This window comes from Petrocella atlantisensis (genome assembly GCF_900538275.1).
In the GTDB taxonomy this organism is placed as follows: domain Bacteria; phylum Bacillota; class Clostridia; order Lachnospirales; family Vallitaleaceae; genus Petrocella; species Petrocella atlantisensis.
In genome coordinates this window covers 1,936,268-1,956,565 of the sequence record NZ_LR130778.1, presented here as the reverse complement: position 1 = coordinate 1,956,565, position 20,298 = coordinate 1,936,268, and the positions used below count along the sequence as shown (strand labels likewise).

The 20,298-nt window shown below is 42.6% G+C and carries 6 protein-coding genes, 10 tRNA genes and 6 rRNA genes; all 22 read right to left on the bottom strand.

Going from position 1 to position 20,298, the window contains the following annotated elements; all coding sequences use genetic code 11:
* Positions 1-2 precede the first annotated feature (2 nt).
* On the bottom strand, positions 3-1,148 hold the full coding sequence (locus PATL70BA_RS09145; protein ID WP_125137067.1) for a 4Fe-4S dicluster domain-containing protein: 1,146 nt from the start codon (positions 1,146-1,148) through the stop codon (positions 3-5).
* A 266-nt stretch (positions 1,149-1,414) separates the two neighbouring features.
* Positions 1,415-1,488 (bottom strand) — tRNA-Met (locus tag PATL70BA_RS09140).
* A 10-nt stretch (positions 1,489-1,498) separates the two neighbouring features.
* A tRNA-Cys gene (locus PATL70BA_RS09135) sits at positions 1,499-1,569 on the bottom strand.
* 121 nt (positions 1,570-1,690) lie between these two features.
* Positions 1,691-1,762 (bottom strand) — tRNA-Glu (locus PATL70BA_RS09130).
* A gap of 253 nt (positions 1,763-2,015) precedes the next feature.
* Positions 2,016-2,087: transfer RNA gene (locus PATL70BA_RS09125), tRNA-Asn, on the bottom strand.
* Between the two features lie 152 nt (positions 2,088-2,239).
* Positions 2,240-5,142 (bottom strand): 23S ribosomal RNA (locus PATL70BA_RS09120).
* 552 nt (positions 5,143-5,694) lie between these two features.
* Positions 5,695-5,812: ribosomal RNA gene (gene rrf, locus PATL70BA_RS09115) — 5S ribosomal RNA — on the bottom strand.
* Positions 5,813-6,045: 233 nt separating this feature from the next.
* Positions 6,046-7,570, bottom strand: a 16S ribosomal RNA gene (locus PATL70BA_RS09110).
* Together the 16S, 23S and 5S rRNA genes with 4 tRNA genes alongside form the textbook arrangement of a ribosomal RNA operon.
* Before the next feature lie 550 nt (positions 7,571-8,120).
* Positions 8,121-8,294: a hypothetical protein gene (locus tag PATL70BA_RS16280; RefSeq protein ID WP_172596182.1), complete on the bottom strand. Its 174-nt coding sequence runs from the start codon at positions 8,292-8,294 to the stop codon at positions 8,121-8,123.
* Positions 8,295-8,336: 42 nt separating this feature from the next.
* Positions 8,337-11,456, bottom strand: coding sequence for an efflux RND transporter permease subunit (locus tag PATL70BA_RS09105; protein WP_125137066.1), 3,120 nt, complete (start codon positions 11,454-11,456; stop codon positions 8,337-8,339).
* Positions 11,456-12,730 (bottom strand): efflux RND transporter periplasmic adaptor subunit, encoded by a 1,275-nt coding sequence (locus PATL70BA_RS09100; RefSeq protein WP_125137065.1) that lies wholly within the window; start codon positions 12,728-12,730, stop codon positions 11,456-11,458. Before PATL70BA_RS09100 ends, PATL70BA_RS09105 begins: the two co-directional genes overlap by 1 nt.
* A 70-nt stretch (positions 12,731-12,800) precedes the next feature.
* The gene (locus PATL70BA_RS09095; RefSeq protein WP_172596181.1) at positions 12,801-13,367 is read right to left on the bottom strand and encodes a TetR/AcrR family transcriptional regulator; all 567 of its coding nucleotides are present in this window, start codon (positions 13,365-13,367) and stop codon (positions 12,801-12,803) included.
* A 144-nt stretch (positions 13,368-13,511) separates the two neighbouring features.
* Positions 13,512-13,585, bottom strand: a tRNA-Met gene (locus tag PATL70BA_RS09090).
* A gap of 10 nt (positions 13,586-13,595) precedes the next feature.
* Positions 13,596-13,666, bottom strand: a tRNA-Cys gene (locus tag PATL70BA_RS09085).
* 121 nt (positions 13,667-13,787) lie between these two features.
* Positions 13,788-13,859, bottom strand: a tRNA-Glu gene (locus PATL70BA_RS09080).
* Positions 13,860-14,067: 208 nt separating this feature from the next.
* Positions 14,068-14,139, bottom strand: a tRNA-Asn gene (locus PATL70BA_RS09075).
* Positions 14,140-14,256: 117 nt separating this feature from the next.
* Positions 14,257-17,151: ribosomal RNA gene (locus PATL70BA_RS09070) — 23S ribosomal RNA — on the bottom strand.
* Between the two features lie 591 nt (positions 17,152-17,742).
* A tRNA-Ala gene (locus PATL70BA_RS09065) sits at positions 17,743-17,815 on the bottom strand.
* Between the two features lie 65 nt (positions 17,816-17,880).
* Positions 17,881-17,954, bottom strand: a tRNA-Ile gene (locus PATL70BA_RS09060).
* Positions 17,955-18,034: 80 nt separating this feature from the next.
* Positions 18,035-18,152: ribosomal RNA gene (rrf, locus tag PATL70BA_RS09055) — 5S ribosomal RNA — on the bottom strand.
* A gap of 233 nt (positions 18,153-18,385) precedes the next feature.
* Positions 18,386-19,911 (bottom strand): 16S ribosomal RNA (locus tag PATL70BA_RS09050).
* Between the two features lie 149 nt (positions 19,912-20,060).
* Positions 20,061-20,219 (bottom strand): hypothetical protein, encoded by a 159-nt coding sequence (locus PATL70BA_RS16275; protein ID WP_172596180.1) that lies wholly within the window; start codon positions 20,217-20,219, stop codon positions 20,061-20,063.
* Positions 20,220-20,298 lie beyond the last annotated feature (79 nt).

Here is a 20,298-nt window from a genome sequence, read left to right as displayed (position 1 = left end):
GATTACACCTCCTTTATGCCTTTTAATTGATACATTTTGTGAGACAATTCCATTTCTTCAAGTTGCTCTTTGCCTTTTATAATACTACCAACCAAGTCTATTTTTGAAGGACAACCATAGTTACAAAGATTGCACTCTATACAATCAAAAATTCTTAAATCTGCCAAACGTTCATTTATCAGCCCTTGTTCAACATGCTTATGGAGTAAATGTGGTATCAAGCCGACAGGACATACATTTTGACATTGACCACAAGATATACATGCTCTGACAGGTCCGTGCAGACCTGTGTTGATACCATGTCCACCTTTAATACCCTCCGGTAACGCAATCAAAAGAGATGTATCCTTATCCAGTACATCCTCCTTAGAGAGGACCTGACCTGTCATAATACTGTTTTTTATTAGGCGAACTTGCATTCCTTCATTTAGATATTGATAGGTTAGTTCACTTATTGAAGTCCCAAGTGGTAGGTTAAGTATCTGGTTATCCTTCCATCCCGGACCCGCCAACGCAACCCATGAGTGACTTATTGACTTTTTTTCTTTATCTAGATGATAAAGCTGTGTAATCCTATGTGGCTCCATTATAATAACACCAATATTGGCTGAAGGATAGCCGATTGGGTATTTCATTTCCAATAAGGTCGGTATAAGTAATTCCTTTTTATTTATAGGATATTTTCCCACAACTGTAGATACTTGTACTCCATCTATATTCATGATTTCTGATATTACTGTCTCATACTTCTTAATCTTATCCTTACAAAATACAACATGGATTGGAACATTTGGTAGTTTTTCTCTTAAGATCTTAAGACCTTTTATAAAGCCCTTTGCATTATTATCCTCAAAATAAATATCCATTGGAAAATCATAAGGTTCCACCTGGGTCATATTAATAAGAATCTTACCAATACTTTCTTTTTGAATATACATATCCTCATCAGGTAATGCTTGATCTACACTCTTTTTTAATGTCAAATCAAATGACTTAAGATAGTCCATAATATCATCACTATAGGTAATCTCATCTTTAGCAGCTTCTAACATAGAACTTGGCAGAAAGTCTACGACCTTTGCTTGAGGTTGACCTTCAAACTTTTTAAACCGATACCCGCCGTTAAATTTTTTATGTGTGATCTTCATGTTTGGCCTCCCTAATATAATTTCTAAATACTAATCTCACTACCTTTAATTTATTATATTTTTAATGGTTATGTGTCAAAATAATATAGTTGAAGTTTTAACCATAATTATACACTATAATTAAGATAAAGTTAATAAGTAGTTGTTAAGTATGATTATTCTTAACTCTTTATTCAGCTCTTGCCAACACCGACCATGAAGTTCTTGGAGAATTAAAAAACACCTCTGCCATTGGATCTTATCCAATATCAAAGATGTTCTTCTAGTTGCGGAGAGAGGATTTGAACCTCTGACCTTCGGGTTATGAGCCCGACGAGCTTCCAGACTGCTCCACTCCGCGTTATTTTTTAAGGCGCCAACCAGATTTGAACTGGTGATGAAGGTGTTGCAGACCTCTGCCTTACCACTTGGCTATGGCGCCATAATAATGCTCTTACATTATAGTGCCTTACTTTTTTGTTGTCAAGTTGTAAACCTTGGCTTGACTTATTTTCTCATCTGTATAGCAAAAAACACAACCTGGGTCGTGTCGTTGTTTTGAGTGACCCGTATGGGAATCGAACCCATGTTACCGCCGTGAAAGGGCGGTGTCTTGACCGCTTGACCAACGGGCCTTGTTGTGTTTACAGACCCTTCGGTCATGTTTTTCTTCCTAAGATCCAGTAAATTTATTTTACGCTGTATATAAAAGCGCTAAGTTCCTCTAACTCGTAAAAAACAGACCCTTCGGTCATGTTTTTACTCCTAAGATCCACTAAGCTTATTTTACGCTGTATATAAAAGCATTAACTTCCTCTAACTCGTAAAAACAGACCCGTTGGTCATATTTTTACTCCTAAGATCCAGTAAATTTATTTTATATAGTAACTCCCCGAGCTGGATTCGAACCAGCAACCCTTCGGTTAACAGCCGAATGCTCTACCGTTGAGCCATCGAGGATTATTGTCTTTTCGCTATTTATGAAGGTTATTGTCATTTTCAGTGTTTGTATTTCATTTACAAACACTGAAAACCGCATAAGAGATTGTTAACATCGACTTGTTACATGCACATATTTTAATCTTAAGCTCTAATCTTTATAATCACTTTCTTAGTTCAAGCCCTCGACCTATTAGTATTAGTCAGCTGAACACGTTACCGTGCTTACACCCTAACCTATCAACCTGGTAGTCTTCCAGGGTCTTACTCCATTTCTGGATGAGATATCTTATCTCGAGGGGGGCTTCACGCTTAGATGCCTTCAGCGTTTATCCCTTCCCAACATGGCTACTCTGCTATGCCTTTGGTAAGACAACAGATACACCAGAGGTCAGTCCATCCCGGTCCTCTCGTACTAAGGACAGCTCCTCTCAAATATCTTGCGCCCACGACGGATAGGGACCGAACTGTCTCACGACGTTCTGAACCCAGCTCGCGTACCGCTTTAATGGGCGAACAGCCCAACCCTTGGGACCGAATACAGCCCCAGGATGCGATGAGCCGACATCGAGGTGCCAAACCACTCCGTCGATGTGAACTCTTGGGAGTGATAAGCCTGTTATCCCCGGGGTAGCTTTTATCCGTTGAGCGATGGCAATCCCACATTCATACCACCGGATCACTAAGTCCTAGTTTCCTACCTGCTCCACCCGTCGGTGTCACAGTCAATCCATCTTATGCCTTTGCACTCTTCGAATGGTTTCCAACCATTCTGAGATGAACTTTGAGCGCCTCCGATACACTTTCGGAGGCGACCGCCCCAGTCAAACTCCCCACCTGACATTGTCCCCACACCAGATAATGGTGCTAGGTTAGAAACCCAATACTACAAGGAAGGTATCCCAACAACGACTCACTACAGACTGGCGTCCATAGTTCAAAGTCTCCCTTCTATCCTGTACATGTAATATCGAATCCCAGTATCAAGCTAGAGTAAAGCTCCACGGGGTCTTTCCGTCCTGTCGCGGGTAACCGGCATCTTCACCGGTACTACAATTTCACCGGGCGCGTTGTCGAGACAGTGCCCAAATCGTTACGCCTTTCGTGCGGGTCGGAACTTACCCGACAAGGAATTTCGCTACCTTAGGACCGTTATAGTTACGGCCGCCGTTTACTGGGGCTTAAGTTCGCACCTTCGACTAAAGTCTAAGCACTCCCTTAACCTTCCAGCACCGGGCAGGCGTCAGCTCATATACTTCACCTTTCGGTTTTGCATAAACCTGTGTTTTGCTAAACAGTCGCTTGAGCCTATTCTCTGCGGCCTACTTGCGTAGGCACCCCTTCTCCCGAAGTTACGGGGTCATTTTGCCGAGTTCCTTAACAACGCTTCTCCCGTCGGCCTTAGGATTCTCTCCTCATCTACCTGTGTCGGTTTGCGGTACGGGTACGTATGAAGCAATAGCGGCTTTTCTTGACAGTATGGATTTAGGAACTTCTCTACTTTAATTTCGATCCGCATCACACTTCGCCTTTTAGTTGACGGATTTGCCTATCAACCAAGCTTTGTGCTTGCACTGGTTTTTCCATTCCCAGATTTCCCTATCCTTCTGTGTCCCCACAGTTCTGTTCATACGTAGTACTAGAATTTCAACTAGTTGTCCATCGGCTACGGCTTTCGCCCTCACCTTAGGTCCCGACTTACCCAAAGAAGATCAGCTTTACTTTGGAAACCTTAGATATTCGGCCGAGAAGATTCTCACTTCTCTCTCGCTACTCATTCCAGCATTCTCTCTTCTTAACTCTCCACTGCTCCTTACGGTACAGCTTCGTCGTGTTAAGAATGCTCCTCTACCAAAACACTTATCTAAATAAGTGCTTTCCACAACTTCGGTGGTGCATTTTAGCCCCGGACATTTTCGGCGCAAGATCTCTCGACTAGTGAGCTATTACGCACTCTTTGAATGCATGGCTGCTTCTAAGCCAACATCCTAGTTGTCTGTGAAATCTCACATCCTTTTCCACTTAATGCACACTTTGGGACCTTAGCTGGTGGTCTGGGCTCTTTCCCTTTTGACTATGAAACTTATCTCCCATAGTCTGACTCCTGAAAAACATCTATATGGCATTCGGAGTTTGATATGCTTCGGTAGGCTGTGAGGCCCCCTAGGCAATTCAGTGCTCTACCTCCATTAGACTATTTCAAGGCTAGCCCTAAAGCTATTTCGAGGAGAACCAGCTATCTCCGGGTTCGATTGGAATTTCTCCGCTATCCACAGGTCATCCCCGCATTTTTCAACATGCGTGGGTTCGGTCCTCCATTACCTTTTACGGTAACTTCAACCTGCCCATGGATAGGTCACCCGGTTTCGGGTCTACTCACACTGACTTAACGCCCTATTAAGACTTGGCTTCCCTTCGGCTCCTGACCTTAAGTCATTAACCTTGCCAGTATAAGTAACTCGCTGGACCGTTCTACAAAAGTACGCGGTCGCACCTTAACGTGCTTCCACTGCTTGTAAACATAGGGTTTCAGGTTCTTTTTCACTCCCCTCCCGGGGTTCTTTTCACCTTTCCTTCACAGTACTATGCGCTATCGGTCACTAGGTAGTATTTAGGCTTGGGGGGTGGTCCCCCCTGCTTCACACAAGGTTCCACGTGTCTCGTGCTACTCTGGATCCTGCTGGCTAAGTCGACTTTTCACCTACGGGGTTTTCACCCTCTTTGACGTGCTTTTCCAAAACACTTCGGTTAAATCTTCTTAATACCGTTTGCAGTCCACAACCCCAAAGGACTAGGTCCTTTGGTTTGGCCTCTTACCCTTTCGCTCGCCGCTACTTAGGTAATCGATGTTTCTTTCTCTTCCTTCGGGTACTTAGATGTTTCAGTTCCCCGAGTTCCCCCTGCATGGCTATGTATTCACCATGCAGTGACTGGGATCTTCCCAGCCAGGTTTCCCCATTCGGTAATCTCTGGATCATCGGCTATTTGCGCCTACCCAAAGCTTTTCGCAGCTTATCGCGACCTTCTTCGGCTCCTAGTGCCAAGGCATCCACCCTATGCTCTTATTAGCTTGAACTAATAATTTGATTATTGCATTAACTTTCTTGATTATTACTAACCCATTAAGTCTTTGCTCAATCTTTGCTTAAGATTAAAATATATTCATGTAATTCTGTAATTAGAAAGCGTCTTTCTTCTTACAACATTATATTTCGATGTCTTGTATCTTCATACATCATGACCTATGATTTATGAAGTTACTTCATATATGTTACTTGGGAGTAACACATACAGTGATTTGCTTTCGCTTATCAAGATTACAAATCACTTCAACAATATGTCTTCACTTTCGTGCTTTCATATCGTCTAACGACTTGCCTTCACTACTTCTACCACGCTTTTTCATAACGCTTTAACCTCGCGTTATGCCTAAGCTGTATCCGTACGTGCTTTCAAGTCATCTCTCTTATGCAGTTTTCAATGTTCGTAATAGCGCTACGCTATGACCCGATTACTTTTATGGGTCTAAACAAGATATGAAGCTATGAACTTCAAGCTTTGCTCCCGGTCTTTCCGGATATCTCTTATATGAATTCTCCAAAGTTGCCTCTAGAGTTCTTTGTTTTAAATCTGGCAGCCACCTACTTTCCCAGGTCGTCTCCAACCAAGTATCATCGGCCGACATACGCTTAACCATCGTGTTCGGTATGGGAACGGGTGTTTCCATATGTCGCATCGCCACCAGAATATTTTCTTCGATCAATCTTTGCGTTGATCCATTAACTTCGACTACGGCTTTCCAAGCTGCGTTTTTTTCGCAGCTTGTTCTTCCTAGTCTACGTAAATGCATAAACTTTGACCACTCAACAGCAAACCAATCTATCGCTTTCATTTATCACGGTGAGGTTTTTGATCTCCATCATGTGAGCTTTGCTCACTTTTAGCTTCAGAAATAAATTTCTTCCACTTTCTTCCTTAGAAAGGAGGTGATCCAACCGCACCTTCCGATACGGCTACCTTGTTACGACTTCACCCCAGTCATCGATTTCACCTTAGGCAGCTCCCTCCTTGCGGTTGGGTCACTGACGTTGGGTGCTTCCGACTCCGTGGTGTGACGGGCGGTGTGTACAAGGCCCGGGAACGTATTCACCGCGACATTCTGATTCGCGATTACTAGCGATTCCAACTTCATGTAGTCGAGTTGCAGACTACAATCCGAACTGGGATGGCTTTTATGGGGTTTGCTCCACCTCGCGGCTTCGCTTCCCTTTGTTACCACCATTGTAGCACGTGTGTAGCCCAGATCATAAGGGGCATGATGATTTGACGTCATCCCCACCTTCCTCCGAGTTATCCTCGGCAGTCTCTCTAGAGTCCCCACCATAATGTGCTGGCTACTAAAGATAAGGGTTGCGCTCGTTGCGGGACTTAACCCAACATCTCACGACACGAGCTGACGACAACCATGCACCACCTGTCACCTTTGTCCCGAAGGAAAGAACCGGTTAAGGTTCGGTCAAAGGGATGTCAAGACCTGGTAAGGTTCTTCGCGTTGCTTCGAATTAAACCACATGCTCCACCGCTTGTGCGGGCCCCCGTCAATTCCTTTGAGTTTCAATCTTGCGATCGTACTCCCCAGGTGGAATGCTTAATGCGTTAGCTGCGGCACCGAGGTTCGACCCCCGACACCTAGCATTCATCGTTTACGGCGTGGACTACCAGGGTATCTAATCCTGTTCGCTCCCCACGCTTTCGTGCCTCAGCGTCAATCACAGTCCAGTAAGTCGCCTTCGCCACTGGTGTTCCTCCTAATATCTACGCATTTCACCGCTACACTAGAATTCCACTTACCTCTCCTGTATTCTAGTAAAGCAGTTTTAAGTGCAGTCCCGAGGTTGAGCCCCGGGCTTTCACACCTAACTTACTTTACCGCCTACGCACCCTTTACACCCAGTAATTCCGGATAACGCTTGCCCCCTACGTATTACCGCGGCTGCTGGCACGTAGTTAGCCGGGGCTTCTTAGTCAGGTACAGTCATTTTCTTCCCTGCTGATAGAAGTTTACGATCCGAAAACCTTCATCCTTCACGCGGCGTCGCTGCATCAGGGTTTCCCCCATTGTGCAATATTCCCCACTGCTGCCTCCCGTAGGAGTTTGGGCCGTGTCTCAGTCCCAATGTGGCCGATCACCCTCTCAGGTCGGCTACTGATCGTTGCCTTGGTGAGCTATTATCTCACCAACTAGCTAATCAGACGCGGGTCCATCTTATACCACCGGAGTTTTCACACGGCATCATGCGATGCTGTGCGCTTATGCGGTATTAGCATCCTTTTCAGAATGTTATCCCCCAGTATAAGGCAGGTTACCCACGCGTTACTCACCCGTCCGCCGCTGCCCGGTAGATCACTCATCCGAAGAATCACTTTCTACCTTCTCGCTCGACTTGCATGTGTTAGGCACGCCGCCAGCGTTCATCCTGAGCCAGGATCAAACTCTCATGTTTAATCTCTTGCTATAGAATACTCGCTGGTCTTTTTTTGACTTGAGCTTACGCTCTTGTTACTAAAAAACCAAGCTTGCTTTTGCTACATAATGAATTACATAGCGTCCGTTTTAAATTACTTTTTGATAGGTTGGTTTACTGTTCAGTTTTCAATGTTCAGGTCTTTTACAGCCCCGTGTTTCTAAGGCTTTCCTTGTTTCTTTCACTTCGTTACCTCTTGGGGCAACAGAGAGAATTATATCATCCACCATCTTATAAGTCAACACTTTTATTTATCTTTTTCCTCTTCTTCTTTTCCTTTTTCCTATTACTTCTTTAACACTACATATGGTGGTTTTGGCTCTTTTTACACACTTTGTGATACAAGAGCATATAACCTGTTATTAAATATGCTTCCCCATTACTATACTCGAACATAAAATTATGAGTGCAGCCAAATCTTGGGATTTATTCATTTCTTCTAATTATACTGAAGCAGTAAGTATTCATTTTTCTGGTCTTTCCCTTCGGACGATCAGGCGAAAAATGAACACTTACTACTTCTAACAGCTTAAGGTTCTTGAAAATGTTCCTCTCGGCTAAGACTAGGTTCGCATCTCATGGCCATCGCCAACATCGACCATGAAGTTCCTGGAATCAGTGTGTATGAACGGAGTAAGGCAACAGGAAGTTGCCTGCCGACTTTTGGTGCAGGACGCACCAATTGGAGGCCGTAGTCATACATACTGTGGAAGGGTTTTCATGGGACTCCTTTATAATGTCTTAATTAAAAGACTTCTTCCACATTAACTTCATTAATCTTCATTTTAGATTTCACACCTTCAAAGGTTGCATATATAACCGGTATAACAATCATGGTTAAAAATGTTGCTGCTAACATACCACCAATAACCGTAATCGCCAATGGTGAGAATCTTTCTGATCCTAGAGCAAGCTGAAGGGCTAAGGGCATCATACCTACAACATCTGAAAGTGCTGTCATCATAATAGGTCTATACCTTGCTTCGACTGCCTGAACCACAGCAACATTCAACTCAATACCTGCATTCTGATTTTCTATAGCTTGATTAATCACTAATATTGCATTGTTAACAACCGTACCCGCTAATAAAATAAAACCTAAAAGAACGGGCATAGAGACAAACTTTCCTGTGAGTCCAAGAGCCGGTGCAATTCCAATAATAACCAGTGGTATAGAAGCCATAATTGTAATAGGATGGATAAATGACTTAAACTGTGGGACCAAAACAAGATAAATGAACACAACCGCCAAGCCCAGTAAGAGAAGCATATCCTTCATTGAATCACCCATCTCTTCATTGTCACCGGTAAGTCCAAGGGTGTAGCCACTTGGTAATGGATATGTCGCAAAAATATTCTCTATATCTTTCGTAATATGACTAAAAGCTCTTGTCGTGGTATAACCTAAAATATCAATGGTGTATTCCAAGTCTTCTTTTGTGATCAAATTGGCTCTTTGACCTATATCTACAGAAGCCAACTCTCGTAAAGGCACTTTGATACCCATGGGTGTTTGAATATAAACATTTAACAAGTTGTCAATAGATTGTGTGTATCTATCCATATATTCAACCGCAATATTCACATTATCAATTTCTTCAAAATCCACACTTGTGGCGTTAATACCTTCAATTGCATTATAAATCTGTTTTGCAACAACAGCATTGGATAGCCCCAACTCTTGAATACGTCCATCATTCATACTTATATTCACTTGCAGGTTATCCATGTTAAAACTTTTATAAATATTGGTTGTGCCTTCGACTTCTTTGATTTTGACTTCTAAATCTTCTGCAATCTCGTAAAGCAGTCTTTGGTCAGGTCCACTGATTCTTATATCGATCGGTGCTGTTGAACTGCTGCTGGCTGTTCCGCCCTTTTCTTTTACAACAAATCTTTTGATATCCGGAATCTTGTCTATCTCTAGTCTTAGTCTTTCCTGGAATTCCCAGATCGTCTCTTCTCTTTCCTTTCTCGTATTTAGATTAATGGTCATACTGGCTTGGTTGGTTCCCATAATTCCAAAATCACTGATCATATTGCTGTCTTTTTCATAACCTATTTGAGTGTCATAGCCGATAACGTTAGCCTCATTACTTAGAATTTTCTCAATATTTCTTACGGCTTCAATTGTATCTTCAAGGGCTGTTCCCGGTTCCATTTCAACAGAGACATAACTGACTCCACCATCAAATTTGGGTAGCATTTCAACGCCATTTCTAACAATAAACGTTGCACTAAGAATAATTGCAATAAGGATGCTGGCATACATAATGACTTTATGCTTAAGTGAAAATCTCAATATATTCATATAAAAGCGTAATAAGCCATCCATCATTTTGTTAAAAGGCACTGTAACGATACTAAGCAGTTGTTCCGTTTTTCTAAACTTGAGCTTATTTAATAAGACGGTAAATAAAGGTATTATAATGAGCGCGATTAGAATCGAGGATGATATTGCAAAAATAACGGTTGTAGCCAAGGGTCTAAACATCTCTCCAACAAATCCTTGAATAAACAGGAGCGGAATGAGAACAATAAGTGTTGTTGTTGCACCCGCTATACTTGGCATGGTGATTTCCTTCGTTCCATCGATTGCAGCCGTAACAATATCTTTTCCCAGTTTATGGTGATGTGTCATGATGTTTTCAACAACAACAATGGCCCCATCCACGACAAAACCGATACTCAGTATTAAAGCTGAAAGGGTCACCATGTCCAGTTTCATGTCAAATAGTTTCATCAGACCCATTGTGGACATGAAGACCAGGGGCATGGAAATGGAAATTACCATGGCTTGGCTTACATTTGTAATAAATAAAAGTATAATAATCATTGTGAAAAATAGAGCAACAAGCACACTTGCTGTCATGTTATCAACCATCTGTGATGTAAATGTTGAATCATCCTGAGCCAACTCAAAGTCTATAAAGGCATATTTTTCCTCTAAAATATTTAGTTCACTTCTTATATTTTCTACGACTTCTACTGTGTTAGCATCACTTTTTTTGGTGATCATAACTGCAATTGCTTCTTTACCATTGTATTTATATGAACTTTCAAGGGCTTCAATAGACATCTCAACATTCGAAATATCTTCTAAAAATATTGTATTCCCATCTGCTAAGGGTATCTGTATCCTTTTAATATCCTCTAAGCTTTGATAACTTTCTTCAACCCGAATTAGAATTTCTTTGTTGTTTTCAATGAGTTTTCCACCAGGCGCTTTTATATTATTTAACTGTAAGGTACTTGCTACTTGGTCTATCGTTATACCGTATGCATTCAGTTTATTTTGGTCCAACTTAACTTGTACTTCACTGATATTACCTCCAAATATATTAATAGAGGCTACACCTTCAACCAGTTGAAAGTCAAAACCGATTTCATCTTCTGCCAACTGTCTGATATCTTTTAAATCAACGGATTCACTGCTAAGACTAATGGTTACAACTGGCTTATCCGCCGTACTAAACTTCAGTACTTTTGGCTCTACCATGTTAGATGGTAAATTTGCCCTTATTCTATTAATCGTATTTTGAACATCAATCGCCGCTTGATCTATATCGATTCCGTAGTTAAACTCTAACTTAATGGAAGCAACATTATCTTGACTCGTAGATTTGATTTTGGCTATACCCTCTAGGGTTCCAAAAGCATTCTCCATGGGCTCAACGATATCTTTAACCACATCTTGGGCAGATGCACCTGGATACTGTACGATAACCGTCGTCATGGGAGCATTAGTATCTGGTGCTAGCTGGGTTTTTAATGTGGTTTTAGCATAAAGACCTAATAAAAGAATACCTATGGCAAAAGCCAAAACAAAATATTTATTTCTAATAGAAAATTCTCCAATATTCATTAAATATCCTCTCCTTTTAGTACATGTACCTTGGCTCCGTCATATAATTTTGTCAAATTATTCATGGCAATATCTTCACCTGTTGTCAGGCCTTCTAGCACTTGTACTTTGTCTCCTACAACCAACCCCTTAGTTATTTCTTGCTCTCTTGCCCTATTGTTTTCAATGATGTATACAAAATCTTTATCTTTTAAAGATTTTATGGCTCTTTTTGATATAATAATTTCATCTTGAATTTCTTGAACGACAAATTCTACCTGGGCACTTGTACCAACAACAATATTACCTAGGTCCAAAGCGGTTAGATCCATTTGAACTTCGCCTACTCTCGTATTTCCATTTAACCTAGGCATAATCCTGGCAATGCTTGTTTCTCTTTTTTCGCTTATACCTGTTATATTAAGTAATGCTTTTGTTCCGATATCAATCTTATTTAAGTCTTGTTCAGATATATTGACTTTTACCGTTAAGTTCTCAGTATCATCAATGATAGCAAATGGTTTACCTACGATTGCCATATCGCCGATATCATAGTAAAGAATTCTCACTTTTCCTGCACGACTTGCAATGATTGTAGCATCTTGAATACTGATTGCTAATTCATTTACATTCCCTTGTAACTCATCGATTTGCGCTGCTAATGTATCTCTTTGACTAACTAATTTTTTATAGCCCTCTGCAAATGTAGCATTCAACTCATCTAATTGAGCGTTTAGCACGTCTCTTTCATGCTTAACTTTATCATAATCTCCTTCGGCCACAGCACCTTGTTCCAATAACATTTTAAACTTATTTTCTTGTTCATTTAAATAACTTAAGTTTAGTTCTAAGGTGTCAATTTTTTTGAGTATAGGGTTCGTTATATAATAGTTATCCACTTCTTGACTTACATAAGAATAGTTCACCTGTAAAGTCTCAATCTTTTTTTGTAAGGTTTCCATCTTTGCTACCCATAGACGATCATCTAGTCTTGCAACAATATCCCCTTCTTTGACAAGACTTCCTTCTTCTATGTTAAGGAAGGTGACCTGTGCGCCCACCTTAGGTGATAATACAAGCGTATTTCTAGACTCAAGGGTTCCTATATAAGATATTCCTTCTACCATACTATCTCTACTGACTGTAACCACTTCTGTTGGTATCCCCAAATCTAATTGATTTTCCTGTGTTGTTAATACATCCGGATTTTTCCCTGCGGATATGACTTTAAAACCTATAAAAACAGCAACTATCATTATTACTACAATCAACATATAATACTTTTTATTTTTCATCGAATGACGCCTCTTTTCTTTTTTTATTTATAATATGAATGAATACTCATTCATTCTAGGGTAAAAAAAATTAGTTTTGTATCCCTTTCGTAATTAAAGAGATAATTTGACTTTTGACTTCATTTTGCCAATTAACTTCCTTCTTCTCCTGGCTAATATACACACTTCCCTTGATCAATTGGAAAATCAAACGAGCAACGATAGGCGCATCTATATTACCAATTTGCCCGTTTTCTTGAGCTTTTTTCAACATCTCTGCGAGCATATCCGGTAATTTTGAACTATACGTTCTCATATTTTTAGTTTTTGACATCAATGGAGAAAGATCTTCTTGTACCAATACCTTACTAATGCTCGGGTTTTCTTGAAGCTCATTAAAATGATAATCTAAAAAGGATTCTATCACTTCTATAATCCCTAATGAATGCTCTTGTAGTCCTTCAAAATATTGAATCCTCTTATTGTGTTCAACATCAAAAATATAGTCTAGAATTTCTTCTTTTGTTTTGAAGTAAATGTATATGGTGCCTACTGCTATATTCGCTTCAGCGGCTATCATCTTTACTGTTGTTGAATAATAACCTTCTTTGCTAAACACTTCTGCTGCACTTTGTCGAATTAATTCTTTTTTATCCAATTTCATAACCTCCTGTGCGAATGAACGTTCATTCATATCTTAAAATCATCATATCATGCACCTTGGTCTTTTGTCAATAGGATGCACCCATTAAAAAACACCTCTGCCATCGGATCTTATCCAATATCAAAGATGTTCTTCTAGTTGCGGAGAGAGGATTTGAACCTCTGACCTTCGGGTTATGAGCCCGACGAGCTTCCAGACTGCTCCACTCCGCGTTATTTTTTAAGGCGCCAACCAGATTTGAACTGGTGATGAAGGTGTTGCAGACCTCTGCCTTACCACTTGGCTATGGCGCCATAATAATGCTCTTACATTATAGTGCCTTACTTTTTTGTTGTCAAGTTGTAAACCTTGGCTTGACTTATTTTCTCATCTGTATAGCAAAAAACACAACCTGGGTCGTGTCGTTGTTCTAAGTGACCCGTATGGGAATCGAACCCATGTTACCGCCGTGAAAGGGCGGTGTCTTGACCGCTTGACCAACGGGCCTTGTTGTGTTTATTTTACGCTTTCTTGTAAAAGCGCTAAGTTCCTCTAACTCGTAAAAACAGACCCGTTGGTCATGTTTTTACTCCTAAGATCCACTAAGCTTATTTTACGCTGTATATAAAAGCATTAACTTCATCTAATTCACAAAAACAGACACTTCGGTCATGTTTTTACTCCTAAGATCCACTAAGCTTATTTTACATAGTAACTCCCCGAGCTGGATTCGAACCAGCAACCCTTCGGTTAACAGCCGAATGCTCTACCGTTGAGCCATCGAGGATTATTGTCATTTTCAGTCTTCATTACAAACACTGAAAACCGCATAAGAGATTGTTAACATCGACTTGTTACATGCACATATTTTAATCTTAAGCTCTAATCTTTATAATCACTTTCTTAGTTCAAGCCCTCGACCTATTAGTATTAGTCAGCTGAACACGTTACCGTGCTTACACCCCTAACCTATCAACCTGGTAGTCTTCCAGGGGTCTTACTCCATTTCTGGATGAGATATCTTATCTCGAGGGGGGCTTCACGCTTAGATGCCTTCAGCGTTTATCCCTTCCCAACATGGCTACTCTGCTATGCCTTTGGTAAGACAACAGATACACCAGAGGTCAGTCCATCCCGGTCCTCTCGTACTAAGGACAGCTCCTCTCAAATATCTTGCGCCCACGACGGATAGGGACCGAACTGTCTCACGACGTTCTGAACCCAGCTCGCGTACCGCTTTAATGGGCGAACAGCCCAACCCTTGGGACCGAATACAGCCCCAGGATGCGATGAGCCGACATCGAGGTGCCAAACCACTCCGTCGATGTGAACTCTTGGGAGTGATAAGCCTGTTATCCCCGGGGTAGCTTTTATCCGTTGAGCGATGGCAATCCCACATTCATACCACCGGATCACTAAGTCCTAGTTTCCTACCTGCTCCACCCGTCGGTGTCACAGTCAATCCATCTTATGCCTTTGCACTCTTCGAATGGTTTCCAACCATTCTGAGATGAACTTTGAGCGCCTCCGATACACTTTCGGAGGCGACCGCCAGTCAAACTCCCCACCTGACATTGTCCCCACACCAGATAATGGTGCTAGGTTAGAAACCAATACTACAAGGAAGGTATCCCAACAACGACTCACTACAGACTGGCGTCCATAGTTCAAAGTCTCCCTTCTATCCTGTACATGTAATATCGAATCCCAGTATCAAGCTAGAGTAAAGCTCCACGGGGTCTTTCCGTCCTGTCGCGGGTAACCGGCATCTTCACCGGTACTACAATTTCACCGGGCGCGTTGTCGAGACAGTGCCCAAATCGTTACGCCTTTCGTGCGGGTCGGAACTTACCCGACAAGGAATTTCGCTACCTTAGGACCGTTATAGTTACGGCCGCCGTTTACTGGGGCTTAAGTTCGCACCTTCGACTAAAGTCTAAGCACTCCCTTAACCTTCCAGCACCGGGCAGGCGTCAGCTCATATACTTCACCTTTCGGTTTTGCATAAACCTGTGTTTTGCTAAACAGTCGCTTGAGCCTATTCTCTGCGGCCTACTTGCGTAGGCACCCCTTCTCCCGAAGTTACGGGGTCATTTTGCCGAGTTCCTTAACAACGCTTCTCCCGTCGGCCTTAGGATTCTCTCCTCATCTACCTGTGTCGGTTTGCGGTACGGGTACGTATGAAGCAATAGCGGCTTTTCTTGACAGTATGGTTAGGAACTTCTCTACTTTAATTTCGATCCGCATCACACTTCGCCTTTTAGTTGACGGATTTGCCTATCAACCAAGCTTTGTGCTTGCACTGGTTTTCCATTCCCAGATTTCCCTATCCTTCTGTGTCCCCACAGTTCTGTTCATACGTAGTACTAAATTTCAACTAGTTGTCCATCGGCTACGGCTTTCGCCCTCACCTTAGGTCCCGACTTACCCAAAGAAGATCAGCTTTACTTTGGAAACCTTAGATATTCGGCCGAGAAGATTCTCACTTCTCTCTCGCTACTCATTCCAGCATTCTCTCTTCTTAACTCTCCACTGCTCCTTACGGTACAGCTTCGTCGTGTTAAGAATGCTCCTCTACCAAAACACTTATCTAAATAAGTGCTTTCCACAACTTCGGTGGTGCATTTTAGCCCCGGACATTTTCGGCGCAAGATCTCTCGACTAGTGAGCTATTACGCACTCTTTGAATGCATGGCTGCTTCTAAGCCAACATCCTAGTTGTCTGTGAAATCTCACATCCTTTTCCACTTAATGCACACTTTGGGACCTTAGCTGGTGGTCTGGGCTCTTTCCTTTTGACTATGAAACTTATCTCCCATAGTCTGACTCCTGAAAAACATCTATATGGCATTCGGAGTTTGATATGCTTCGGTAGGCTGTGAGGCCCCCTAGGCAATTCAGTGCTCTACCTCCATTAGACTATTTCAAGGCTAGCCCTAAAGCTATTTCGAGGAGAACCAGCTATCTCCGGGTTCGATTGGAATTTCTCCGCTATCCACAGGTCATCCCCGCATTTTTCAACATGCGTGGGTTCGGTCCTCCATTACCTTTTACGGTAACTTCAACCTGCCCATGGATAGGTCACCCGGTTTCGGGTCTACTCACACTGACTTAACGCCCTATTAAGACTTGGCTTCCCTTCGGCTCCTGACCTTAAGTCATTAACCTTGCCAGTATAAGTAACTCGCTGGACCGTTCTACAAAAAGTACGCGGTCGCACCTTAACGTGCTTCCACTGCTTGTAAACATAGGGTTTCAGGTTCTTTTTCACTCCCCTCCCGGGGTTCTTTTCACCTTTCCTTCACAGTACTATGCGCTATCGGTCACTAGGTAGTATTTAGGCTTGGGGTGGTCCCCCTGCTTCACACAAGGTTCCACGTGTCTCGTGCTACTCTGGATCCTGCTGGCTAAGTCGACTTTTCACCTACGGGGTTTTCACCCTCTTTGACGTGCTTTTCCAAAACACTTCGGTTAAATCTTCTTAATACCGTTTGCAGTCCACAACCCCAAAGGACTAGGTCCTTTGGTTTGGCCTCTTACCCTTTCGCTCGCCGCTACTTAGGTAATCGATGTTTCTTTCTCTTCCTTCGGGTACTTAGATGTTTCAGTTCCCCGAGTTCCCCCTGCATGGCTATGTATTCACCATGCAGTGACTGGGATCTTCCCAGCCAGGTTTCCCCATTCGGTAATCTCTGGATCATCGGCTATTTGCGCCTACCCAAAGCTTTTCGCAGCTTATCGCGACCTTCTTCGGCTCCTAGTGCCAAGGCATCCACCCTATGCTCTTATTAGCTTGAACTAATAATTTGATTATTGCAACACTTTCCTGATTATTGCTAATCCATCCAGTCTTTGCTCAATCTTTGCTTAAGATTAAAATATATTCATGTAATCGTTAAGGGTCAAAGCTATTTAGTTGAACTTTTACATATAATATATAGTTACGAATGTATCTACGTAATCTATATCTTGTATGTACTAGTGAAACTTAGGTTTGATTCTCTAACGATCTAATTCTGTAATTAGAAAGCGTCTTTCTTCTTACAAAGTTATATTTCGATGTCTTGTATCTTCATACATCATGACCTATGATTTATGAAGTTACTTCATATATGTTACTTGGGAGTAACACATACAGTGATTTGCTTTCGCTTATCAAGATTACAAATCACTTCAACAATATGTCTTCACTTTCGTGCTTTCATATCATCTAACGACTTGCCTTCACTACTTCTACTACGCTTTTTCATAACGCTTTAACCTCGCGTTATGCCTAAGCTGTATCCGTACGTGCTTTCAAGTCGTTTCTCTTATGCAGTTTTCAATGTTCGTAATAGCTCTACGCTATGGTCGTGCTTGCTTATGTCACTTCTTGATGTTTACGACCGAGTGGAGATAAAGAGACTCGAACTCTTGACCCCCTGCTTGCAAGGCAGGTGCTCTCCCAACTGAGCTATACCCCCGGGTGTTTACTTTATTTTTTGGCTGTAGTTATAAAAAGTACAAAACTCTTTCGAATCTTATACAGTGGGCACAAGTGGACTCGAACCACCGACCTCACGCTTATCAGGCGTGCGCTCTAACCAGCTGAGCTATGCGCCCAAAAAGGATTTTTCCTTTTCGAAGTCCAACATGTTCTTATGTAATCTCTAAAGTTGCCTCTAGAGTTCTTTGTTTTTTAAATCTGGCAGCCACCTACTTTCCCAGGTCGTCTCCAACCAAGTATCATCGGCCGACATACGCTTAACCATCGTGTTCGGTATGGGAACGGGTGTTTCCATATGTCGCATCGCCACCAGAATATTTTCTTTGATCAATCTTTGCGTTGATCCATTAACTTCGACTAGGGCTTCCCAAGCTGCGTTTTTTTCGCAGCTTGTTCTTCCTAGTCTACGTAAATGCATAAACTTTGACCACTCAACAGCAAACCAATCTATCGCTTTCATTTATCACGGTGAGGTTTTTGATCTCCATCATGTGAGCTTTGCTCACTTTTAGCTTCAGAAATAAATTTCTTCCACTTTCTTCCTTAGAAAGGAGGTGATCCAGCCGCACCTTCCGATACGGCTACCTTGTTACGACTTCACCCCAGTCATCGATTTCACCTTAGGCAGCTCCCTCCTTGCGGTTGGGTCACTGACGTTGGGTGCTTCCGACTCCGTGGTGTGACGGGCGGTGTGTACAAGGCCGGGAACGTATTCACCGCGACATTCTGATTCGCGATTACTAGCGATTCCAACTTCATGTAGTCGAGTTGCAGACTACAATCCGAACTGGGATGGCTTTTATGGGGTTTGCTCCACCTCGCGGCTTCGCTTCCCTTTGTTACCACCATTGTAGCACGTGTGTAGCCCAGATCATAAGGGGCATGATGATTTGACGTCATCCCCACCTTCCTCCGAGTTATCCTCGGCAGTCTCTCTAGAGTCCCCACCATAATGTGCTGGCTACTAAAGATAAGGGTTGCGCTCGTTGCGGGACTTAACCCAACATCTCACGACACGAGCTGACGACAACCATGCACCACCTGTCACCTTTGTCCCGAAGGAAAGAACCGGTTAAGGTTCGGTCAAAGGGATGTCAAGACCTGGTAAGGTTCTTCGCGTTGCTTCGAATTAAACCACATGCTCCACCGCTTGTGCGGGCCCCCGTCAATTCCTTTGAGTTTCAATCTTGCGATCGTACTCCCCAGGTGGAATGCTTAATGCGTTAGCTGCGGCACCGAGGTTCGACCCCCGACACCTAGCATTCATCGTTTACGGCGTGGACTACCAGGGTATCTAATCCTGTTCGCTCCCCACGCTTTCGTGCCTCAGCGTCAATCACAGTCCAGTAAGTCGCCTTCGCCACTGGTGTTCCTCCTAATATCTACGCATTTCACCGCTACACTAGGAATTCCACTTACCTCTCCTGTATTCTAGTAAAGCAGTTTTAAGTGCAGTCCCGAGGTTGAGCCCCGGGCTTTCACACCTAACTTACTTTACCGCCTACGCACCCTTTACACCCAGTAATTCCGGATAACGCTTGCCCCCTACGTATTACCGCGGCTGCTGGCACGTAGTTAGCCGGGGCTTCTTAGTCAGGTACAGTCATTTTCTTCCCTGCTGATAGAAGTTTACGATCCGAAAACCTTCATCCTTCACGCGGCGTCGCTGCATCAGGGTTTCCCCCATTGTGCAATATTCCCCACTGCTGCCTCCCGTAGGAGTTTGGGCCGTGTCTCAGTCCCAATGTGGCCGATCACCCTCTCAGGTCGGCTACTGATCGTTGCCTTGGTGAGCTATTATCTCACCAACTAGCTAATCAGACGCGGGTCCATCTTATACCACCGGAGTTTTTCACACGGCATCATGCGATGCTGTGCGCTTATGCGGTATTAGCATCCTTTTCAGAATGTTATCCCCCAGTATAAGGCAGGTTACCCACGCGTTACTCACCCGTCCGCCGCTGCCCGGTAGATCACTCATCCGAAGAATCACTCACTACCTTCTCGCTCGACTTGCATGTGTTAGGCACGCCGCCAGCGTTCATCCTGAGCCAGGATCAAACTCTCATGTTTAATCTCTTGCTATAGAATACTCGCTGGTCTTTTTTTGACTTGAGCTTACGCTCTTGTTACTAAAAAACCAAGCTTGCTTTTGCTACATAATGAATTACATAGCGTCCGTTTTAAATTACTTTTTGATAGGTTGGTTTACTGTTCAGTTTTCAATGTTCAGGTCTTTTACAGCCCTGTATTTCTAAGGCTTTCCTTGTTTCTTTCACTTCGTTACCTCTTGGGGCAACAGAGAGAATTATATCATCCACCATCTTATAAGTCAACACTTTTTGGAATCTTTTTTTACTTATATTTCTATATATTTTCACTTTACTATATATAGTCTTTTTTACACTTTTTTATCCCCTATCTAGTGTTTCACCTCTTATGAAGTAAAACAAAAAAACA